This is a genomic window from Streptomyces sp. NPDC001157, from assembly GCF_053598255.1.
Map to the genome: position 1 here is coordinate 1 of NZ_JBSFJW010000070.1, position 17,071 is coordinate 17,071.

At 70.7% G+C, this 17,071-nt stretch carries 18 protein-coding genes and 2 pseudogenes; 15 read left to right on the top strand and 5 right to left on the bottom strand.

What is annotated here, in order from left to right; all coding sequences use genetic code 11:
* On the top strand, window positions 1-302 hold a 302-nt coding region (locus tag ACWDAG_RS46845), incomplete at its 5' end, for an L-serine ammonia-lyase, iron-sulfur-dependent, subunit alpha (protein WP_450701713.1).
* A gap of 54 nt (window positions 303-356) precedes the next feature.
* Here the strand turns inward: ACWDAG_RS46845 and ACWDAG_RS46850 are convergent.
* Window positions 357-676, bottom strand: a pseudogene (locus ACWDAG_RS46850) (tautomerase family protein); the annotation flags it as partial.
* A 56-nt stretch (window positions 677-732) separates the two neighbouring features.
* Here ACWDAG_RS46850 and ACWDAG_RS46855 point away from each other — a divergent pair.
* Window positions 733-1,316, top strand: a pseudogene (locus tag ACWDAG_RS46855) (TetR/AcrR family transcriptional regulator).
* A 50-nt stretch (window positions 1,317-1,366) separates the two neighbouring features.
* Here ACWDAG_RS46855 and ACWDAG_RS46860 read toward each other — a convergent pair.
* A complete protein-coding gene (locus ACWDAG_RS46860; protein WP_450701714.1) occupies window positions 1,367-1,549 on the bottom strand; it encodes a hypothetical protein in 183 nt (60 codons plus the stop codon).
* A 343-nt stretch (window positions 1,550-1,892) separates the two neighbouring features.
* Here ACWDAG_RS46860 and ACWDAG_RS46865 point away from each other — a divergent pair, with 343 nt between their 5' ends.
* Genes ACWDAG_RS46865 through ACWDAG_RS46875 form a run of 3 tightly spaced genes read left to right on the top strand, consistent with a single transcriptional unit; the run spans window position 1,893 to window position 4,398 of the window.
* On the top strand, window positions 1,893-3,275 hold the full coding sequence (locus tag ACWDAG_RS46865) for a rhodanese-like domain-containing protein (protein WP_450701715.1): 1,383 nt from the start codon (window positions 1,893-1,895) through the stop codon (window positions 3,273-3,275).
* Window positions 3,272-3,652, top strand: a complete 381-nt coding sequence (locus ACWDAG_RS46870; protein ID WP_450701729.1) for a rhodanese-like domain-containing protein — start codon at window positions 3,272-3,274, stop codon at window positions 3,650-3,652. The genes ACWDAG_RS46865 and ACWDAG_RS46870 overlap by 4 nt, the downstream gene beginning before the upstream one ends.
* Window positions 3,649-4,398 (top strand): sulfite exporter TauE/SafE family protein, encoded by a 750-nt coding sequence (locus ACWDAG_RS46875; RefSeq protein ID WP_450701716.1) that lies wholly within the window; start codon window positions 3,649-3,651, stop codon window positions 4,396-4,398. Before ACWDAG_RS46870 ends, ACWDAG_RS46875 begins: the two co-directional genes overlap by 4 nt.
* Window positions 4,399-4,420: 22 nt before the next feature.
* On the opposite strand, the gene ACWDAG_RS46880 is transcribed toward ACWDAG_RS46875, so the two are convergent.
* Window positions 4,421-4,708 carry a metal-sensitive transcriptional regulator gene (locus ACWDAG_RS46880; RefSeq protein ID WP_099927088.1) on the bottom strand — a complete coding sequence of 96 codons (288 nt, stop codon included), beginning with the start codon at window positions 4,706-4,708 and terminating at the stop codon, window positions 4,421-4,423.
* A gap of 107 nt (window positions 4,709-4,815) precedes the next feature.
* Here ACWDAG_RS46880 and ACWDAG_RS46885 point away from each other — a divergent pair, with 107 nt between their 5' ends.
* Window positions 4,816-5,403 carry a rhodanese-like domain-containing protein gene (locus ACWDAG_RS46885; RefSeq protein ID WP_450701717.1) on the top strand — a complete coding sequence of 196 codons (588 nt, stop codon included), beginning with the start codon at window positions 4,816-4,818 and terminating at the stop codon, window positions 5,401-5,403.
* A 106-nt stretch (window positions 5,404-5,509) separates the two neighbouring features.
* Here ACWDAG_RS46885 and ACWDAG_RS46890 read toward each other — a convergent pair whose 3' ends face one another.
* Window positions 5,510-5,698 (bottom strand): hypothetical protein, encoded by a 189-nt coding sequence (locus ACWDAG_RS46890; protein WP_450701718.1) that lies wholly within the window; start codon window positions 5,696-5,698, stop codon window positions 5,510-5,512.
* Window positions 5,699-6,018: 320 nt separating this feature from the next.
* On the opposite strand from ACWDAG_RS46890, the gene ACWDAG_RS46895 reads away from it, so the two are divergent.
* From ACWDAG_RS46895 to ACWDAG_RS46910, 4 genes are all read left to right on the top strand, one after another.
* Window positions 6,019-6,561 carry a hypothetical protein gene (locus tag ACWDAG_RS46895; protein ID WP_450701719.1) on the top strand — a complete coding sequence of 181 codons (543 nt, stop codon included), beginning with the start codon at window positions 6,019-6,021 and terminating at the stop codon, window positions 6,559-6,561.
* A 52-nt stretch (window positions 6,562-6,613) separates the two neighbouring features.
* Window positions 6,614-7,132 carry a GNAT family N-acetyltransferase gene (locus tag ACWDAG_RS46900; RefSeq protein ID WP_450701720.1) on the top strand — a complete coding sequence of 173 codons (519 nt, stop codon included), beginning with the start codon at window positions 6,614-6,616 and terminating at the stop codon, window positions 7,130-7,132.
* Between the two features lie 202 nt (window positions 7,133-7,334).
* Window positions 7,335-9,503 (top strand): RNA polymerase recycling motor ATPase HelR, encoded by a 2,169-nt coding sequence (gene helR / locus ACWDAG_RS46905; protein ID WP_450701721.1) that lies wholly within the window; start codon window positions 7,335-7,337, stop codon window positions 9,501-9,503.
* Between the two features lie 75 nt (window positions 9,504-9,578).
* Complete coding sequence (locus ACWDAG_RS46910) at window positions 9,579-10,247, top strand: O-methyltransferase (RefSeq protein ID WP_450701722.1); 669 nt, start codon at window positions 9,579-9,581, stop codon at window positions 10,245-10,247.
* Here ACWDAG_RS46910 and ACWDAG_RS46915 read toward each other — a convergent pair.
* Window positions 10,244-10,384, bottom strand: coding sequence for a hypothetical protein (locus tag ACWDAG_RS46915; RefSeq protein ID WP_450701723.1), 141 nt, complete (start codon window positions 10,382-10,384; stop codon window positions 10,244-10,246). The two genes, ACWDAG_RS46910 and ACWDAG_RS46915, sit on opposite strands and share 4 nt — an antisense overlap.
* Window positions 10,385-10,584: 200 nt before the next feature.
* Here ACWDAG_RS46915 and ACWDAG_RS46920 point away from each other — a divergent pair, with 200 nt between their 5' ends.
* From ACWDAG_RS46920 to ACWDAG_RS46940, 5 genes are all read left to right on the top strand, one after another.
* Window positions 10,585-11,454, top strand: a complete 870-nt coding sequence (locus ACWDAG_RS46920; protein WP_450701724.1) for a potassium channel family protein — start codon at window positions 10,585-10,587, stop codon at window positions 11,452-11,454.
* A gap of 102 nt (window positions 11,455-11,556) precedes the next feature.
* On the top strand, window positions 11,557-13,074 hold the full coding sequence (locus ACWDAG_RS46925; RefSeq protein WP_450701725.1) for an alpha-N-arabinofuranosidase: 1,518 nt from the start codon (window positions 11,557-11,559) through the stop codon (window positions 13,072-13,074).
* A gap of 31 nt (window positions 13,075-13,105) precedes the next feature.
* On the top strand, window positions 13,106-14,107 hold the full coding sequence (locus ACWDAG_RS46930; protein ID WP_450701726.1) for a LacI family DNA-binding transcriptional regulator: 1,002 nt from the start codon (window positions 13,106-13,108) through the stop codon (window positions 14,105-14,107).
* Window positions 14,108-14,397: 290 nt separating this feature from the next.
* The gene (gene asnB / locus ACWDAG_RS46935) at window positions 14,398-16,239 is read left to right on the top strand and encodes an asparagine synthase (glutamine-hydrolyzing) (protein WP_450701727.1); all 1,842 of its coding nucleotides are present in this window, start codon (window positions 14,398-14,400) and stop codon (window positions 16,237-16,239) included.
* Between the two features lie 196 nt (window positions 16,240-16,435).
* On the top strand, window positions 16,436-16,981 hold the full coding sequence (locus ACWDAG_RS46940) for a hypothetical protein (protein ID WP_450701728.1): 546 nt from the start codon (window positions 16,436-16,438) through the stop codon (window positions 16,979-16,981).
* Window positions 16,982-17,071 lie beyond the last annotated feature (90 nt).

Sequence of the window (17,071 nt, forward strand, 5' to 3'; positions counted from 1 at the left end):
CCGAGGTGCTCGGCGGCAGCCCCGAACAGGTCGAGAACGCCGCCGAGATCGGCATGGAACACAACCTCGGCCTGACCTGCGACCCGGTCGGCGGCTTGGTCCAGATCCCGTGCATCGAGCGCAACGGCATGGCCGCGGTCAAGGCGGTCACGGCCGCCCGCATGGCACTGCGCGGCGACGGCCGCCACCACGTCTCCCTCGACAAGGTCATCAAGACCATGAAGGAGACCGGCGCCGACATGAAGGTCAAGTACAAGGAGACCGCCCGCGGCGGACTCGCCGTCAACGTCATCGAGTGCTGAAGAGGCAAGTCCATGGGACGTGCCACCGAACGACGGCGCGTACTGCGCATCCGCGACGGAGCCGCCCGCACCCCAGGTGCCGTCGGGCTGCTCGTGCACCAGCACCCACACCCGTAGGACGTCGGCCTCGGACAGCCCGGCGGCCGCGACACCGTCCTGGTGGTGTGCTGGACCAGACCCGCCTTGCACCGCTCGGACAGGGCGCCCTGCGGAACCGTCACGTCCACGAGGAAGCGGGGCGCGTCGTCCTCGGCGGTGGTCTGCGCTCCTTCGGGCAGCTCGACGAGGTGGCTCCAGGCCTGGGCGCGGAAGAACGCGGTCTCGGGCGCTCCCTCCCAGCGCAGCAGTACGACGGCCAGGTCGCGCTGGACGGTCCCGCTAGGCTATGACGAGCGTTATAGCCAGTGGGGTTCGAAGAGGGAGCGCGGCCGTGGCCAAATCCAGCGCACCGTCGCGCGAGCGCATCGTGGCCGGTGCGGCCGACCTGATCAGCAGGCGCGGCCTGAACGCCACCAGCATCCGCGAGCTGGCCAAACACGCCAAGGCGCCGCTCGGCTCGACATACCACTACTTCCCCGAGGGCAAGGGGCAGTTGGCCACCGAGGCGGTGCAGCACGCCGGAGAAGCGGTGGCCCGCGTCCTGCGCGAGGGACTGCACACGGGCCCGGTCGCCGGCCTGCGAGCCTTCCTGTCCCTGTGGCGCGGCATCGTGTTCGAGAGCGACTTCCGGCCGGCTGCCCGGTGCTGGCCGTCTCCGTCGAGGAGCCACCCGCCGACGAGATGCCACCGTCCCTCGCCGCCGCGGCCGAGGCGTTCGACACCTGGGAGCAGCTCCTGTCCGACGCCCTCCGCCGCCACGGCGCCGACGCCGAACAGGCCCCGGGACTCGCGGCCCTGATCGTGGCCTCCGTCGAGGGCGCCATCGCGATGTGCCGCGCCAAGCGCAGCATGCAGCCGCTGGACCGGGTGGCACAGCAGCTCGAGACGCTGATCGCGGACGCGATCGAGGGCTAGAGCCCGGCGCCCTGCGGGCCGGTACCGGCTCTGGGTGAGATCGGTCGGGCTCAGGCGCCGACCGCCGCGCGGATCGCCCCGGCCTTCTCCTCGGTGAACACGCCGCTCTCCAGGAGGGAGAGGATGGAGAGGGTCCTGCCGCCGGAACCCCAGCTGCCCTCGTCGATGACCCGGAAGTCGACCCACCCGGTCGGCGACGGCTCCGGCAGCCCGCGAGCGCGTCCTCGCCGCACTGACCGAAGCCATGACCTCGGCTCTGACCTCCCGGCGCCAGTCCCCGTCCATGACGGCCACGTCGATGACCATCACGTCGAGCTCCTGACCGGCGTCCGCCGGCGTCTCGGCAAGCGTGCGTCGCTGTTCGAGACTCGGCGGCCCTGCGGGGCGTTGAGGTGATGACGGTCACTGCATACCTCCTATGACGATCGTCATAGGGAGACCTTGCAGCAGGTCTATAACGAGTGTCATAGGCCGGTCGGTTGCCGGATCCGCTTCGAAAATACCCCTGGGGGTACTCGTGCTACTGTCGAAAGTGCATACCCCATGGGGTATTTCTCCGACGGAAGGAAGCGCCTCGTGTTCTTCGTCGACACGATCGAAGTGGCCGGCCTCGGCAACCGGAGCTATCTGGCGGGCGGCAGGCTGACGGCCGTCGCGGTGGATCCGCCGCGCGACATCGACCAGGTGATCGCGGCGGCGGCGCGGCGGGGGGTGCGGATATCGCACGTGGTCGAGACCCACCTGCACAACGACTACGTCACCGGCGGTCTGGAGCTGGCCCGCGTCACGGGCGCCGCCTATCTCGTCCCGGCCGGTGCCGCCGTCGCGTACGAGCGGGTGCCGGTCGACGACGGGGACCGTACGGAGGTCGATGCCGACAGCGGGCTGGTTCTGCGCGCGTTGGCGACACCCGGCCACACCCCGCACCACACCTCCTACGTCCTGGAGGAGGGCGGAACGGCGGTCGCGGTGTTCACCGGCGGCTCGCTGCTCATCGGCGCCGTCGGACGGCCCGACCTGGTCGAACCGCGGCTGACCGAGCGCCTCGCCCGAGCCCAGCACGCCTCCGCACACCGCCTCGCGGCCGAACTGCCCGACGAGACACCGGTTCTGCCCACCCATGGCTTCGGCAGCTTCTGCTCCTCGGCCCAGGCGGAGGGCGCAGACACGACCATCGGCAAGGAGAAGGCGTCCAACGCGGCGCTCACCCGCGATGTGGACACCTTCGTCGCCGACCTGCTCACCGGCCTGGACGACATCCCCGCCTACTACGTGCACATGGGCCCCGCCAACGCCGCGGGACCCGCGCCCGTCGACCTCACCCCGCCCGCCGTCGCCGACGCCGACGAGATCGCTGCCCGGCTCGCGGCGGGGGAGTGGGTGGTGGACCTGCGCAACCGAGTGGCCTTCGCGGCAGGCCATGTCGCCGGCTCCGTCAACTTCGCGGCCGAAAGACAGCTGGCCACCCATCTGGCCTGGCTGATCCCTTGGGGCAAGCCGCTGACCCTGCTGGCCGAGTCGGCCGACCAACTCCTCGCTGCCCAGCGCGAGTTGACCCGTGTGGGCATCGACCGCCCGGCTGCCGCGGCGATCGGTGATCCCTCGGACTGGGTGCGCGCGGGCGAGGCCCCGGTCTCCTTCTCGCGCGCCACGTTCGCCGACCTGACGGACCGGCGGCGCGACGGGGACGGGCATGTGGTCGTGCTCGACGTGCGGCGGGACAGCGAACGCGCCGACGGCTTCGTGGAGGGCGCCGTCCACATCCCCCTCCATGAACTGCGCCGTCGGCTCGGCGAGGTCCCCGACGGCCAGGTGTGGGTGCACTGCGCCGGCGGTGTGCGCGCCGCCATCGCCGCTTCCCTGCTGCACGCCGCAGGCCGGGACGTCGTCGCCGTCGACGACGCCTTCGCCGCCGCCGAGAAGGCCGGACTGACCGTGGGGAGCGGACGGTGTCGTTGAACCTGTTCAGGCGAGGCCCCGGCAGGGTGGACGCGCTGCGGGCCGCCGAGCGCACCGGACACGTGTACGGCGTCCCCGCGGCCCGGGACGCCGTACTGCTGGACGTCCGTGAGTCGTACGAGTGGGAGGCGGGCCACGCCCCGGACGCGGTTCACGCCCCGCTGTCCGCGCTGGCGGCGGGTGCGGCACTGCCCGAGCGGGTGGCGGGCCGGCCCTTGGTGGTCGTCTGCCGCTCGGGCAACCGGTCCCGCCAGGCTGCCGAACTCCTGGCCGCTCGCGGCGCCGACGCGGTCGACGTGATCGGCGGGATGCGCGACTGGGCCCGGCGGGGGCTGCCCGTGGTGGACCTGCGAGGCGAGAGCGGAACGGTGGCGTGAGCGTTCTCGTACTCGCCCTGGTGTCCGGTGCCGTCATCGGTGTGGCGCTCGGTGCGCTCGGGGGAGGCGGCAGCGTCCTGGCCGTCCCCGCCCTGATCTACCTCCTCGGTTTCACACCGGTCGCGGCCACCACCGCCAGCCTGGTCATCGTGGCCGTCACCACGGCCACCGCACTGCCCGCGCACGCCCGGGAGGGGCATGTCCGCTGGCGCACGGGACTGCTGTTCGCGGCCGCGGGCATCGGGCCCGCCCTGCTCGGCGGGCTCGTGGCGGCACGGCTGCCGGCAGCCGTCCTCACCGCGGGCTTCGCCCTGGTGGCGCTGGTCGCCGCGGTGCGCATGCTGCGTCCGCGGGCCGGCCCGTCCGGTGCCGTCCGCGTGGTCCGGACCGGCCGGGCGGCCGCGGCGGGGGCCGGGCTCGGGGCGGTCACCGGAGTCCTCGGAGTGGGCGGCGGCTTCCTCGCCGTACCGGCCCTGGTGAGTGTCCTCGGGCTGCGGATGCGGGCGGCGGTGGGGACGAGCCTGCTGGTCATCACCCTCAACTCGGTTGCCGCCCTCGCGTTGCGCGCGGGCACGGCCGATGGACTGGACTGGGCCGCCATCGGACCGTTCGCCGGGGCCGCCGTCCTCGGTGCCTGGGACGGCAGACGCCTCGCCACGAAGGTGTCGGGGCAGGCGCTTCAGCGGATCTTCGCCCTCGTGCTGCTGGGTGTGGCCGGTTTCATGCTGATCGGCTCGGCCGTGTGACGGCCGCCGACAGGCGGCCTCGTCACGCCAGCGACAGGAACAGCTTCTCCAGGCGGGCGCGCATCTGCTCGACGTCCTCGCCGTTCCTGCGGCCCGACTCGACGTCGGTCAGGCACTGCTGCAACCCGGTCGCGATGATGGCGAAACCCGCCCGGTCCAGGGCGCGGGAGGCCGCGGCGAGTTGGGTGATGACGTCCTCGCAGTCACGCCCCTCCTCGATCATCCGGATCACACCGGCGATCTGGCCCTGAGCGCGACGCAGCCGGTTCAGCACGGCCTTCAGTTCCGCACCCGCGAGCTCCATGTCCACGACGACTCCTCCGTCAACGTATACCCCTAGGGGTACTGTACGTCCCGTTTCGGGACGGCGTCGAACACCAACGAATCCAAAGCCGATCACAAAGGATCACAACTGCCGTGACCGCTTCCCCCGTTCCCTCCGCCCTGGCCACCGACCAGGCCCATGGACTGCTCCACCGGCTGACGGTCATCGATGTGCGCACGCCCGGCGAGTACGCCTCCGGCCATCTGCCCGGTGCGCTCAACATTCCCCTGGACCAGATCCGCCGCGCCCTGACCGACATCCGGTACGCCGCCGAACGCGGCGACGTCCTGGTCGTGTGCGCCTCCGGGGCCCGCTCGCAGAACGCCTGCAGGCTCCTCGCCGAGCAGGGCATCCCGGCCGCGACGCTGACCGGCGGCACCGGCGCCTGGGCCGCCGCAGGACATGAACTGCACCGGCCGGCGGCCCAGCGGGACCGGGCGACCTGGGGCATGGAGCGCCAGGTGCGTCTCACCGCGGGCACGCTGGTGCTCCTGGGGCTGGCGCTCGGCCTCCTCCTGCACCCGGCCTTCCAGATCGTCTCGGCGGCGATAGCGGGCGGCCTGGTCTTCTCCGCGCTCACCGACACCTGCGGCATGGCGGCCCTGCTCGGCAGACTCCCGCACAACCGGCCCCGCCCGGCCGACCTCGACACCGCACTTGCGGCGCTCCGCAGCGGCTGACCTGCGCACCCGCCTCGCCGACCCCGCCCCCCGCGGGCCCGATCAGCGACCGCGAGACCTTCCGCCTCCGCGGCCTCGTCCACGACCCCGTGCACTACGGCCGCCTCTACCTCGTCGGAGACGCCGCCCACATCGTCTCGCCCATGGGCGGCAAGGCATGAACCTCGCCCTCTACGACGCCGACGTCTTCGCCCGAGCCGTCCGGGACTCCGTCCGTGACCACGAAGACACCGCCCTGCGCAGCCACTCGCAGCGCTGCCTGCGCCGCGCCTGGAACGACCAGGAGCTCTCCCACTGGCCCACCCGCACCTTCCACGACGCCGGCGACGACACGGTTCACCGCTCATGGATTCGGCTTCTCTGCTTCTTCATCTGCGCGATGACCTCAATGCGTTCCGCGCCTGCCTGTACGGCGATGTGCCGAGCGCATCCGCCTCGGGGTGGACTGCGCCTTGCGGCCACGGACACCGAGGGCTCCTGGACCTACGGCCGCAAAACCCCCGTAGCCACGCTGTCCGCGCCCGCGGAGCACCTGTTGCTTCTTGCTGTGCTTTGCCCCCTGAACCCGCCATATCGGCTCGCCTCGCCCGGCTGCGAACTGGCACGCTGCGTCCCATGGAACGCGCGGAGGTGCTGCTCATCGGAGGACGGGCCGGAGTCGGCAAGACGACGGTCGGGTGGGAGGTGTCGGCGCTGTTGCGGGCCGCGGCGGTTGCCCACGCGGTCATCGACGGTGACTTCATGGGGCAGGTGCACCCGGCGCCGGAGGGCGATCCGCATCGCGCGGAGATCACCGAGAGCAATCTGACCGCGGTATGGGCGAACTTCGCCCGGCGCGGCTGTCGCCGTCTGATCTACACGAACACGGCGAGTGTGCTCCCCGAGGCGGCGGGCATGTTCGAGCGTGCCATGGGGGCGGAGGTGCGCGCCGTACGGGTCCTGCTCACCGCCTCCGATGCCACCGCCCGAGAGCGGCTGGTACGGCGGGAACTCGGCTCGGAGTTGGAGAGGGAGCTTGAGGGCAGCGCTCGCAAGGCCCGGATCCTGGACCGGCGGGCCCCCGCGGAGGCGGTGCGTGTTGTGACGGACGGACGTACCGTCGGGGACATCGCGCGGGAGGTCGTTGACCTCACCGGCTGGGCGGAGCACGGGAGTTGACCCTGTCCACGGAGCGCGGACAACCGTCGAGTCGCGCCGTAGGGTGGCGCACATGAGCATCGACGACGTTGCGCTGCGTCCGGTGGCCGAGCCCGACCTGCCTGTCATGGAACGCTTCCTCATCGATCCGGAGACCGTCGTGCCCTTCCAGTGGTGGGGCTGGTGGGACACCGGGCGCTGGCGGCGTCAGTGGGCGGAGAACGGCCTGCTCGGCGACGACGCAGGGCATCTGATGGTGGTGCGCGGCGCGGAGCGGCTGGGGTTCGTCGCCTGGCGGCAGGTCAGGCCCACCCGGACCACCACCTACTGGAACATGGGCATCAACCTGCTGCCGGAGGCCCGCGGAAGGGGCGTCGGAACCGAGGCGCAACGGCAGTTGGTGCACTACCTCTTCGCGAACACAACGGTCGTACGCATCGAGGCGGACACCGAAGCGGACAACATCCCCGAACAACGCGCCCTGGAGAAGGTCGGGTTCACCCGCGAGGGCGTCCTGCGCAGCATCGCCTTCCGCGACGGACAGTGGCGTGACGGCGTGCGCTACAGCATCCTGCGCGGCGAACTGGCCTGAGCACATTGCTCAAGGCCACCGGCACAGGCAGAAAAGCCGGCAGAAAAAACAAGGGCAAGGAGGTCACTCACTCCTTGCCACTCTCAACTTATAGCGCACTGGGGGCCTTGCGGCAAGGCCCCGGTCGTGCCGCACAATCGCACGCCGAGGCCACAAGCTGCGGAAATGGGAGTTTCACGACGTGCATGTTCTGTCTGGTGACATGACCCCCCTGACCACCCGTGCGTTCGACCTTCCCGACCGACTCGCCCACAAGGCCGACCCGACCCTGATCGCCGGCGACGAGCAGCACTTCGCGGCGATCGCGGAGAACCTCGAGCAGACGATCGCCGAGCTGTCCGCCCGCCTCGACGCCGAGCTCAAGGCACCCGGCGGCATCGGCCGGCAGGCGATGGACCGGGACATGGAGGTCCACCGGCTGACCGCTCGGCTGCGCACCCTGCGCCGCTTCGGCCTGGACCTGTGTCTGGGACACATCGTCGGCGCGGACGACCCCGAGCCCGTGTACATCGGACGACTCGGTCTGACCGACAGCACGGGGCGTCGCCTGCTGCTCGACTGGCGCTCTCCCGCTGCCGAGCCGTTCTTCGCGGCCACCCACGCCAACCCGATGGGCCTGGCCAGCCGCCGACGCTACCGCTGGACGCGCGGCCGGATCAGCGACTACTGGGACGAGGTGTTCACCACCGACGGGCTCGAAGGGCGCGCCGCGCTCGACGACCAGTCCGCGTTCATCGCCAGCCTGGGCAGCAACCGTTCGGCCCGGATGCGGGACGTGCTCGCCACCATCCAGGCCGACCAGGACGCCATCATCCGGGCGGGATCCCGCGGTGCTCTCGTCGTCGACGGCGGTCCCGGCACCGGCAAGACCGTCGTCGCTCTGCACCGTTCCGCCCATCTCCTCTACTCGGACCCCCGCCTCGGTCACCGTCGTGGCGGCGTGCTGTTCGTCGGTCCGCACCGGCCCTACCTGGACTATGTCGCCGACGTCCTGCCGAGCCTCGGTGAGGAGGGCGTGCAGACCTGCATCCTGCGGGACCTCGTCGACGAGGGAGCCGACGCGAGTGTCGAGGCCGACCCGGACGTGGCGCGTCTGAAGTCGTCCGCGCAGATGGTCAAGGCGATCGAGAAGGCGGTCCGGTTCTACGAGGAGCCGCCCGCCGAGGGCATGACGGTCACCGTCGACTGGACCGACATCCGGCTGACCGCCGCCGACTGGGCCGAGGCGTTCGACGCGCCGGAACCCGGCACCCCGCACAACGAGGCGCGTGATCAGATCTGGGAGAAGCTGGTCACGATCCTGGGAGACAGATACGACGGCGACGACCTGCCGCCGGAGCAGTTCCGCAGAGCGCTGCGGCAGGACAAGGAGCTGGTCGGGACCCTCAACCGGGCATGGCCGCTGCTCGAAGCTGCCGACCTGGTCTCAGACCTGTGGTCGGTGCCGGCCTATCTGCGGATGTGCGCGCCCTGGCTGAGTCGCGAGGACGTCCGCAAGCTGCAGCGGGCTGATGCCCAGGCCTGGACGGTGTCCGATCTGCCGCTCCTGGACGCCGCCCGGCAGCGGCTCGGCGATCCGGAGACGGCCCTGCGCAAGCGCCGGCACGCGGCCGTCATCGCCGCCCAGCGCGAGCGCATGGCGCAGGTCGTGGACAACCTCATCGACGCGGCGGCCGACTCCGGCGCCGACGGCGACGACGGCGAAGGCCTGGTGAGGATGTTGCGCGGCCAGGACGCCAAGGTCAGCCTGGTCGACGAAGCCGAACTGACCGGCGTCGAACCGGATCTGCTCGCCGGCCCGTTCGCGCACGTCGTCGTGGACGAGGCCCAGGAACTGACCGATGCGGAATGGCAGATGCTGCTGCTGCGCTGCCCGTCCCGGAGCTTCACCATCGTCGGTGACCGCGCCCAGGCCAGGCACGGGTTCACGGAGTCGTGGCAGGAACGGCTCTCACGGATCGGGCTGAACCGGGTCGAGGTGGCCTCCCTGAGCATCAACTACCGCACGCCGGAAGAGGTCATGACGGAAGCCGAGCCGGTCATCCGGGCCGCACTCCCGGACGCCAACGTGCCGACCTCCATCCGCAGCGGTGGCATCCCCGTCGTACACGGCTCCGTCGCGGAGTTGGACTCGATCCTGGACACCTGGCTCGCCGCCCATGCCGAAGGGATCGCCTGCGTCATCGGCGATCCCACGTTCCCGGGCACGCCCCGGGTCCGGTCGCTGACCCCGGCGCTGTCGAAGGGGCTCGAGTTCGACCTGGTCGTCCTCGTCGACCCGGAGGCGTTCGGCACGGGCATCGAAGGAGCGGTCGACCGCTATGTCGCCATGACCCGAGCGACGCAGCAGCTCGTCATCCTCACAAGCTGAAAACCCTTGGCGGGCCATCGGAGATCCGTAGTAGGTTCCCTTTAGGAACTTACTGTGGACTAGGGGGAACCGACCGTGTCTCAGCACACCTGGACCGCTGTCGACGACTACTTCAACGGCCTGCTGGTCGAGGAGGACGAAGCGCTGCTCGCGGCCGCCACGGGCAGCGAGAGGGCAGGGCTGCCGCCGCACCAGGTCGCCCCCAACCAGGGCAAGCTGCTGAACCTGCTGGCGACCATCCAGGGCGCGCGCTCGATCCTGGAGATCGGCACGCTCGGCGGTTACAGCACCATCTGGCTCGCCCGAGCCCTGCCGGTCGACGGACGCCTGGTCACCCTGGAGGCCGACGAGCATCATGCCGCCGTGGCCGCCGCCAACGTCTCCCGCGCCGGGCTCGACCACATCGTCGACCTGCGCGTCGGGAAGGCCCTGGACGCTCTGCCCCGGCTGGCGGACGAGGGGGCGGGACCGTTCGACCTGGTCTTCATCGACGCCGACAAGCCTTCCAATCCCGCCTACCTGGAGTGGGCGCTCGAGCTCACCCGGCCCGGCAGCGTCATCGTCGGCGACAACGTCGTCCGCGACGGCGCGGTCACCGACCCCGCCGACGCCGACCCGCGCGTCCGGGGCGTCCGCCGCTTCACCGAGCTGATCGCGGAACACCCCCGGCTCACCGCCACCACCATTCAGACCGTCGGCGCCAAGGGCTACGACGGCTTCACGCTCGCCCTGGTCACCGCCTAGCGGACCGAGACGACAATGGCGAAGCGGGGGTGTGGCGCACGCAGCGGGATCGCCCGCCACCGGGTGCTGAAGCCGAGGGCGCGGCCGCTGGTCGTGACGGCCCGGTCGGCGGGCACGCCGGCAGCCCTCGCCGCCATCGCGCCGCCCGCCGGGCGTCACAACCCCCGACGGGCAGCCGCACACCCGGCGCACCTGTATGCCGTGAGGCAGACGCACCAGCCGACGCCGCCCTTGGCATAGCCCTCGAAACCAGGGCAAAATCGGGCGGGAGGTGCGAGGTCCCTCGCTGCCTGGAGCCGCCGAGGCGCTTCATGGAACGGGCTCGTGGGAGACGTGGATGGAGTGGCTGGTCTCGCTGGTCGGCGTCGGACTGGTCCTGGCCGTCCTGCGGGATCTGTTCCACACGCTCTGGCACCCCACCCGCCACGGAGGCATCAGCCGACTCGTCATGACGAGGATGTGGCGACTCGCCCGGCGCCGCCCCCGCCTGGTCGGCCTCGTCGGACCGCTCGCCATGGTGACGGTGGTGGGACTCTGGGCCGTCATCATCATCCTGGGCTGGGCGATCATCTACTGGCCCCACATGCCGGGCGCGTTCACGCTCACGCCCGGTTCCAGGGCGGCACAGCAGCCCGCGCTGCTCGACTCGGTCTATCTGTCCCTGGTCACCGTCGCCACCCTCGGCCTGGGGGACATCACACCCGGCGAAGGGTGGCTCCGCCTGGTCTCCCCGCTGGAGGCCCTCGTCGGCTTCGCCCTCCTGACGGCCACGGTCTCCTGGGTGCTGGAGATCTACCCCGCGTTGACCCGCAGACGGGTCCTGGCCATCCGGTTGGCGCTGCTGCACCGCTCGGCCCCGACCGCCGGGCACATCGACAGCGTGGCCGGAGCGGCGCTGCTGGACAGCCTGGCCACCGAGGTCGTACAAGTCCGCATCGACTTCACCCAGTACGCCGAGGCCTACTACTTCCACGACGGCGAGGACCACTCCTCCCTGGCCGCCATCCTCGGCTTCGCCGTCGCCCTCGCCCGGCAAGGGCAGGCGGCCCGACGTCCGGACGTGCGACTGACCGGGAACCTGCTCGCCGGCGCGCTGGACGACCTCGCCACCATTCTCGACCAGCGTTTTCTGCACACGGGCGGCACGACGACGGAGGTCTTCGCCGCGTACGCCGCCGACCACGGCCGCAAGGTCACGCAGTCCTGAATCACCTCCCCTGGTGAAGGCGGGACGGCGGCAGCTACATTTGTATCGCTACAAGAAAGCGGTTGTCGTGCAGTGTCCGCCTCTCGACACAGGAGTACGTCCGTGCCCAACGCCACCGCGGTCATCAACCTCGACATCGAGGGCCCGAGGATCAGCCGTCACCTCTACGGTCACTTCGCCGAGCATCTCGGCCGCTGCGTCTACGGCGGCTTCTGGGTCGGTGAGGACTCTCCGATACCCAACGAGGGCGGCATCCGCCTCGACGTCGTCCGGGCGCTGCGTGCCCTGGACATCCCCAACCTGCGCTGGCCGGGCGGCTGTTTCGCCGACGAGTACCACTGGCGTGACGGCATCGGCCCGCGCGAGCAGCGGCCGAGCATGGTCAACACGCACTGGGGAGACGTCGAGGAGAACAACCACTTCGGCACCCACGAGTTCATGGCGCTGTGCGAGCTGCTGGGCGCCGAGCCGTACATCAGCGGCAACGTCGGCTCCGGCACCGTGCGGGAGATGAGCGAGTGGGTGGAGTACCTCACCCGTGACGGCGACAGCCCCATGGTGCGGCTGCGCCGGGCCAACGGCCGCGAGGAGCCCTGGCGGGTGAGGTTCTGGGGCATCGGCAACGAGACCTGGGGCTGCGGCGGCAACATGCGCGCCGAATACTCCGCCGACCTGGCCCGCCAGTACGCCACCTACTGCCGCGACCACGGTGACAACAAGCTCTACCGCATCGCCTCGGGCGCTTCAGACGCCGACTACAAGTGGACCGAGACGCTGATGCAGCAGATCAGCTGCTTCGGCTGCGAGGCCACCCCGAAGAACTTCTTCCAGGGCCTGTCCGTGCACTACTACACGCTGGCCGGCCCCTGGGAGGCCAAGGGTAGCGCGACCCTCTTCGACACCGACGACTACTACCGCACCATGGTCGCGGCCCGCCGCCTCGACCGCATCCTGACCGGCCACTCCACCGTGATGGACCTCTACGACCCGGGCCGCACGGTCGGGCTGGTGCTGGACGAGTGGGGCACCTGGTGGGACGTGGAGCCGGGCACCAACCCGGGCTTCCTGTTCCAGCAGAACTCCCTGCGCGACGCGCTCGTGGCCGCCACCCACTTCGACATCTTCCACCGGCACGCGGCCCGCCTGTACATGGCCAACATCGCGCAGACCGTCAACGTCCTGCAGGCGATGCTCCTGACCGACGGCGACAGCCTGGTGCTGACCCCGACCTACCACGTCTTCGAGATGAACAAGGGCCACCAGGACGCCACTTCACTCGCCGTCCATCTGCGCGGCGACGCCCTGCGGCGCACGGTCGGCGACACGGAGCTGGAGACCCTGTCCGCCTCCGCCAGCGTCAAGGACGGGGCGGTGCTGATCTCGCTGTCCAACCTGGACGCCGAAGAGCCCGCCGAGGTGACGCTCGACCTGCGCGGCGGTGCCGTCGGTGAACCGAGCGCCCGCATCCTGACGGCCGACCGCCTCCAGGACCACAACACGCCGGGCTCGCCGGAGAGGGTCGCCCCGCGCCCCTTCGAGGCCCTCAAGGCCACCGAGCAGGGGCTCACTCTGACGCTGCCGCCGCACTCGTTCGTCACGGTCGGCGCCCCGCTCGGCTGACACAACCCGACCGCGAGGAGCCGGAGGTGAGGTGACAACGATCCAGGACGTGGCGAAGGCGGCCGGGGTCTCACCGATGACCGTCTCGAACGTCATCAACGACCATCCCAACGTCCGCCCCGCGACGCGCGAGAAGGTGCTCGAGGCCATGGCCCGGCTCGACTACCGGGTCAACGTCGCCGCCCGCAATCTGCGCAAGGGTCGTACCGGAACCATCGGCCTCGCCGTTCCGGAGGTGGACAGCGCCTACTACGGGCTGCTGGCCGCCACCATCATCGCCGCGGCCGAGCGACGCGGCCTCAGGGTGAGCATCGAACAGACCGCCTCCCGGGACAACGAGCTGGACGCGCTGTCACTGTCCCGCAACCGGCTCTACGACGGGCTCATCCTGAGCGCCGCGGGCATGGGGCAGGGCGATGCCGAGCGGCTCAGGGTGGACCACCCGGTGGTCATCCTCGGCGACCGGATCTTCGGCGGGCCGGTGGACCACGTCGCCATGCCCAACTTCGACGCGGCCCGTGCCGCCACCCGGCATCTGATCGAGAGGGGGTGCACGCGTATCGCCATCGTCTGCGGGGCGGTAGAGGAAGTGGACACCTCCAGCCTCCGCATCGCGGGCTACCGCAAGGCCTTGGAGGACGCGGGCCTGTCCGCGGACCGCGCCCTGGTGCAGCAGGTGGACCGGCTCGGTATGCGCGAAGGTGCCGAACGGGCCCGGGAGATGGCCAAGAGCGGGCTCGGCTTCGACGGTGTGTTCTGTGTGACCGACGCCCTTGCCATGGGCGTGCTGCGGGGCCTCGCCGACGTCGGCACGCGCGTACCCGACCAGGTGAAGGTGATCGGCTTCGACAACGTGTCGGAGGGCGAGTTCTTCATCCCGTCGCTCTCCAGCGTCGATCCCGACCACGACGGTATGGCAGAGCGGGCGGTCGACCTCCTGATCAGGCGCATCGAGCAGACCGAGCCTCCGGCCCGGCACCAGGAAGTCGCCGGAGGCTTCTGCCTGGTGATCCGGGAGTCGACGGGCGGCTGACCCCCCCCGCCCGAATGGCTCCGCGGTGGGGAAGTTTTTGCCCGTGGCCGATTCCCGGCGGGGCCGGCCCGGTGGCACACGGCCCCGCGCGTTTCGCCGATGCAAAGTGGGGCCGAAAAGGGCGGGTCGGCGCGCTGCTGAAGTTACGGCCGTGTTGACCAGGCGATCGGTGCGGCGCACCCTCGCATATGCGTGGCAGTTACATCTTGTCTGCTGACGGGGCGTCGTTGCATGCGAGAAACCACAGGTGAGACGGCATCCCGGGCGGACCCTGGAGCAGGAGGCACCGCATGTGCGGCATCACCGGCTGGATCTCGTTCGATCGCGACCTGCGCACCGAGACGCTCGTATTGGATGCAATGACCGAGACGATGGCCTGCCGAGGCCCCGACGACCGCGGCACCTGGGTGCAGGGCCCCGCGGCCCTCGGGCACCGCAGGCTCGCGATCATCGATCTGCCCGGCGGCCGGCAGCCGATGGCCGTCGGCACCCCGCGCGGGAGCGTGGCACTCGTCTACTCCGGGGAGACGTACAACTTCACCGAACTGCGCCGCGAACTCACCGGCCGGGGCCACCGTTTCACCACCGACTCCGACACCGAGGTGGTCCTGCACGGCTACCTCGAATGGGGCGAGCAGGTCGCCGAACGGCTCAACGGCATGTACGCGTTCGCCGTCTGGGACGGCCGCCAGGACAAGCTGGTGATGATCCGGGACCGCATGGGTATCAAGCCCTTCTACTACTACCCGACACCCGACGGCGTCCTGTTCGGCTCCGAACCCAAAGCGATCCTCGCCAACCCCCTGGCCCCCGCCCGCGTCACACTGGACGGCCTGCGCGAACTGTTCACGATGATCAAGACTCCGGGGCACGCCGGGTGGGACGGGATGGCGGAGGTCGAACCGGGCACCGTCGTCACCGTGGACCGCTCGGGGGTGCGGCGCCGCGTCTACTGGCAGCTGGAGACCCGGCCCCACACCGACGACCGCGAGACGACCATCGCCACCGTCCGCTCCCTCCTCGACGACATCGTGCGCCGCCAACTCGTCGCCGACGTGCCCCGCTGCACCCTGCTCTCCGGCGGCCTCGACTCCTCGGCCATGACCGCGCTCGCCGCACGCCAACTCGGCGAACACGGCGAGAAGGTACGCAGTTTCGCCGTCGATTTCGTCGGCTGGACCGACCATTTCGTCGCCGACGAACTCCGCGGCACGCCCGACACCCCGTTCGTCCACGACGTGGCCCGTACCGCCCACACCGAACACCAGGACATCGTGCTGGACGCGCAGACGCTCGCCGACCCCGACATCCGCGCCGAGGTGATCAGGGCCCGCGACCTGCCCGCCGGGCTCGGCGACATGGACGCCTCGCTGTATCTGCTGTTCCGGGCCATCCGGGACCAGTCGACCGTCGCCCTGTCCGGCGAGTCCGCCGACGAGGTGTTCGGCGGCTACCTGCAGTTCTTCGACGAGGAGGCCCGACGCGGCGACACCTTCCCCTGGCTGGTGAACCTCCGCCGCCACTTCGGCGAGGACGCCGAGGTCCTGCGCCCGGGCCTGCTCGCCTCCCTCGACCTGGACGGATACGTCGCCGACGGCTACCGCAGCGCCGTCAGCGGTGTCCACCGCCTCGACGGCGAGAGCGACTTCGAGTACCGGATGCGGCAGATCTGCCACCTCCACCTCACCCGCTTCGTCCGCGTCCTGCTCGACCGCAAGGACCGCGCGAGCATGGCCGTCGGCCTCGAGGTCCGGGTCCCGTTCTGCGACCACCGCCTGGTCGAGTACGTCTACAACACGCCCTGGTCGCTGAAGTCCTTCGACGGCAGGGAGAAGAGCCTGCTGCGCGAGGCGACCGCCGATCTGCTCCCGAAGTCGGTGTACGACAGGGTCAAGAGCCCCTATCCGTCCACGCAGGACCCCCGGTACGCCACCGCACTCCAGGACCAGGCCAAGGACCTGCTGGCCCAGCCCGCCCATCCCGTCTTCGACCTCGTCGACCGCGACCGCCTGCACCGCGTCGCCCACCGCGACACGCCCGTGAGCACGCAGTCCGAACGGCGTGGTCTGGAACGCGCGCTGGACCTGGCGGTGTGGCTGGACATGTACCGACCGGACATCGATCTCGGCTGAGGCCCCTTCCCCCTGGTCGAGTTGCCGGTCGAAGGGCCCCGAGTCAAGGGGGATGCACGGCAACCGCGGTCCCTTGGCAGCCGGGGAGGCAGTGACGGGATGATGGACAAGCCGGGTGCGGACTCCCATGAACGAAGCCCACGCCCGGTCACCAGGCCCCGTACACCCGAGGTTTCCCGCACTCCCAGGAGCGCCGTTGTCCCACGCATCATCGTCCGCAGGCTCCCGCATCATGCTGGCGGCCGCCTTGCTCCTGCCGACTGCCTTCCTCGGCGCGTGTTCCGCCGTCGGCGGCGACGGATGCGGCGACGCGGCCACCGACCTGAAGAGGCTGGCCGAGCAGCCAATGCTCAGCTCGGCTCCCGCCGACGCCTCGGCACCCGCCAACTACCGCGGTGTGGGCGTGACCACCGGATGCGACGACGACAGCAGCGGAGCACCCTGGCTGCACGCGGACCGCCTGTACGCGTTCTCGGGCGAACCCGATGACGTCATCACCTACTACACCCACGCCGCCGCCGCGGCCGGCTGGCACTTCGAGCGGGACCCCGACCCCGCGGCACCGGCCGGCGGCGTGGAGGACGCCTGCTGGACCAGGACCGAGCAGGGCCGGCACCTGCTGCTCGAGGTCGACCTTCACCCCAAGGGCTTCTCACCCGAGCCCGAGGTCGGCACGGGCCTGGCCTACTCGGTGTCGGTCGGCGCCGACCAGGACGGCGGCAAGGAAACCTGCCGGCACTAGGCCGTTTCCTTCAGATCATCGGATCGTTGGTCTGGTGTGTCGTTGACTGACGCCCAGTGGGCACGCATCGAGCCGTTGCTGCCGGACCGG

What these genes read in the sequence shown, in the direction of transcription:
- ACWDAG_RS46895 (WP_450701719.1), top strand. Translation starts at nt 6,019, where the DNA reads ATGGAACGCGCGGAGGTGCTGCTCATCGGAGGACGGGCCGGAGTCGGC.
- ACWDAG_RS46900 (WP_450701720.1), top strand. Translation starts at nt 6,614, where the DNA reads ATGAGCATCGACGACGTTGCGCTGCGTCCGGTGGCCGAGCCCGACCTG.
- helR (WP_450701721.1), top strand. Translation starts at nt 7,335, where the DNA reads ATGACCCCCCTGACCACCCGTGCGTTCGACCTTCCCGACCGACTCGCC.
- ACWDAG_RS46915 (WP_450701723.1), bottom strand. Translation starts at nt 10,384, where the DNA reads ATGGCGGCGAGGGCTGCCGGCGTGCCCGCCGACCGGGCCGTCACGACC.
- ACWDAG_RS46920 (WP_450701724.1), top strand. Translation starts at nt 10,585, where the DNA reads ATGGAGTGGCTGGTCTCGCTGGTCGGCGTCGGACTGGTCCTGGCCGTC.
- asnB (WP_450701727.1), top strand. Translation starts at nt 14,398, where the DNA reads ATGTGCGGCATCACCGGCTGGATCTCGTTCGATCGCGACCTGCGCACC.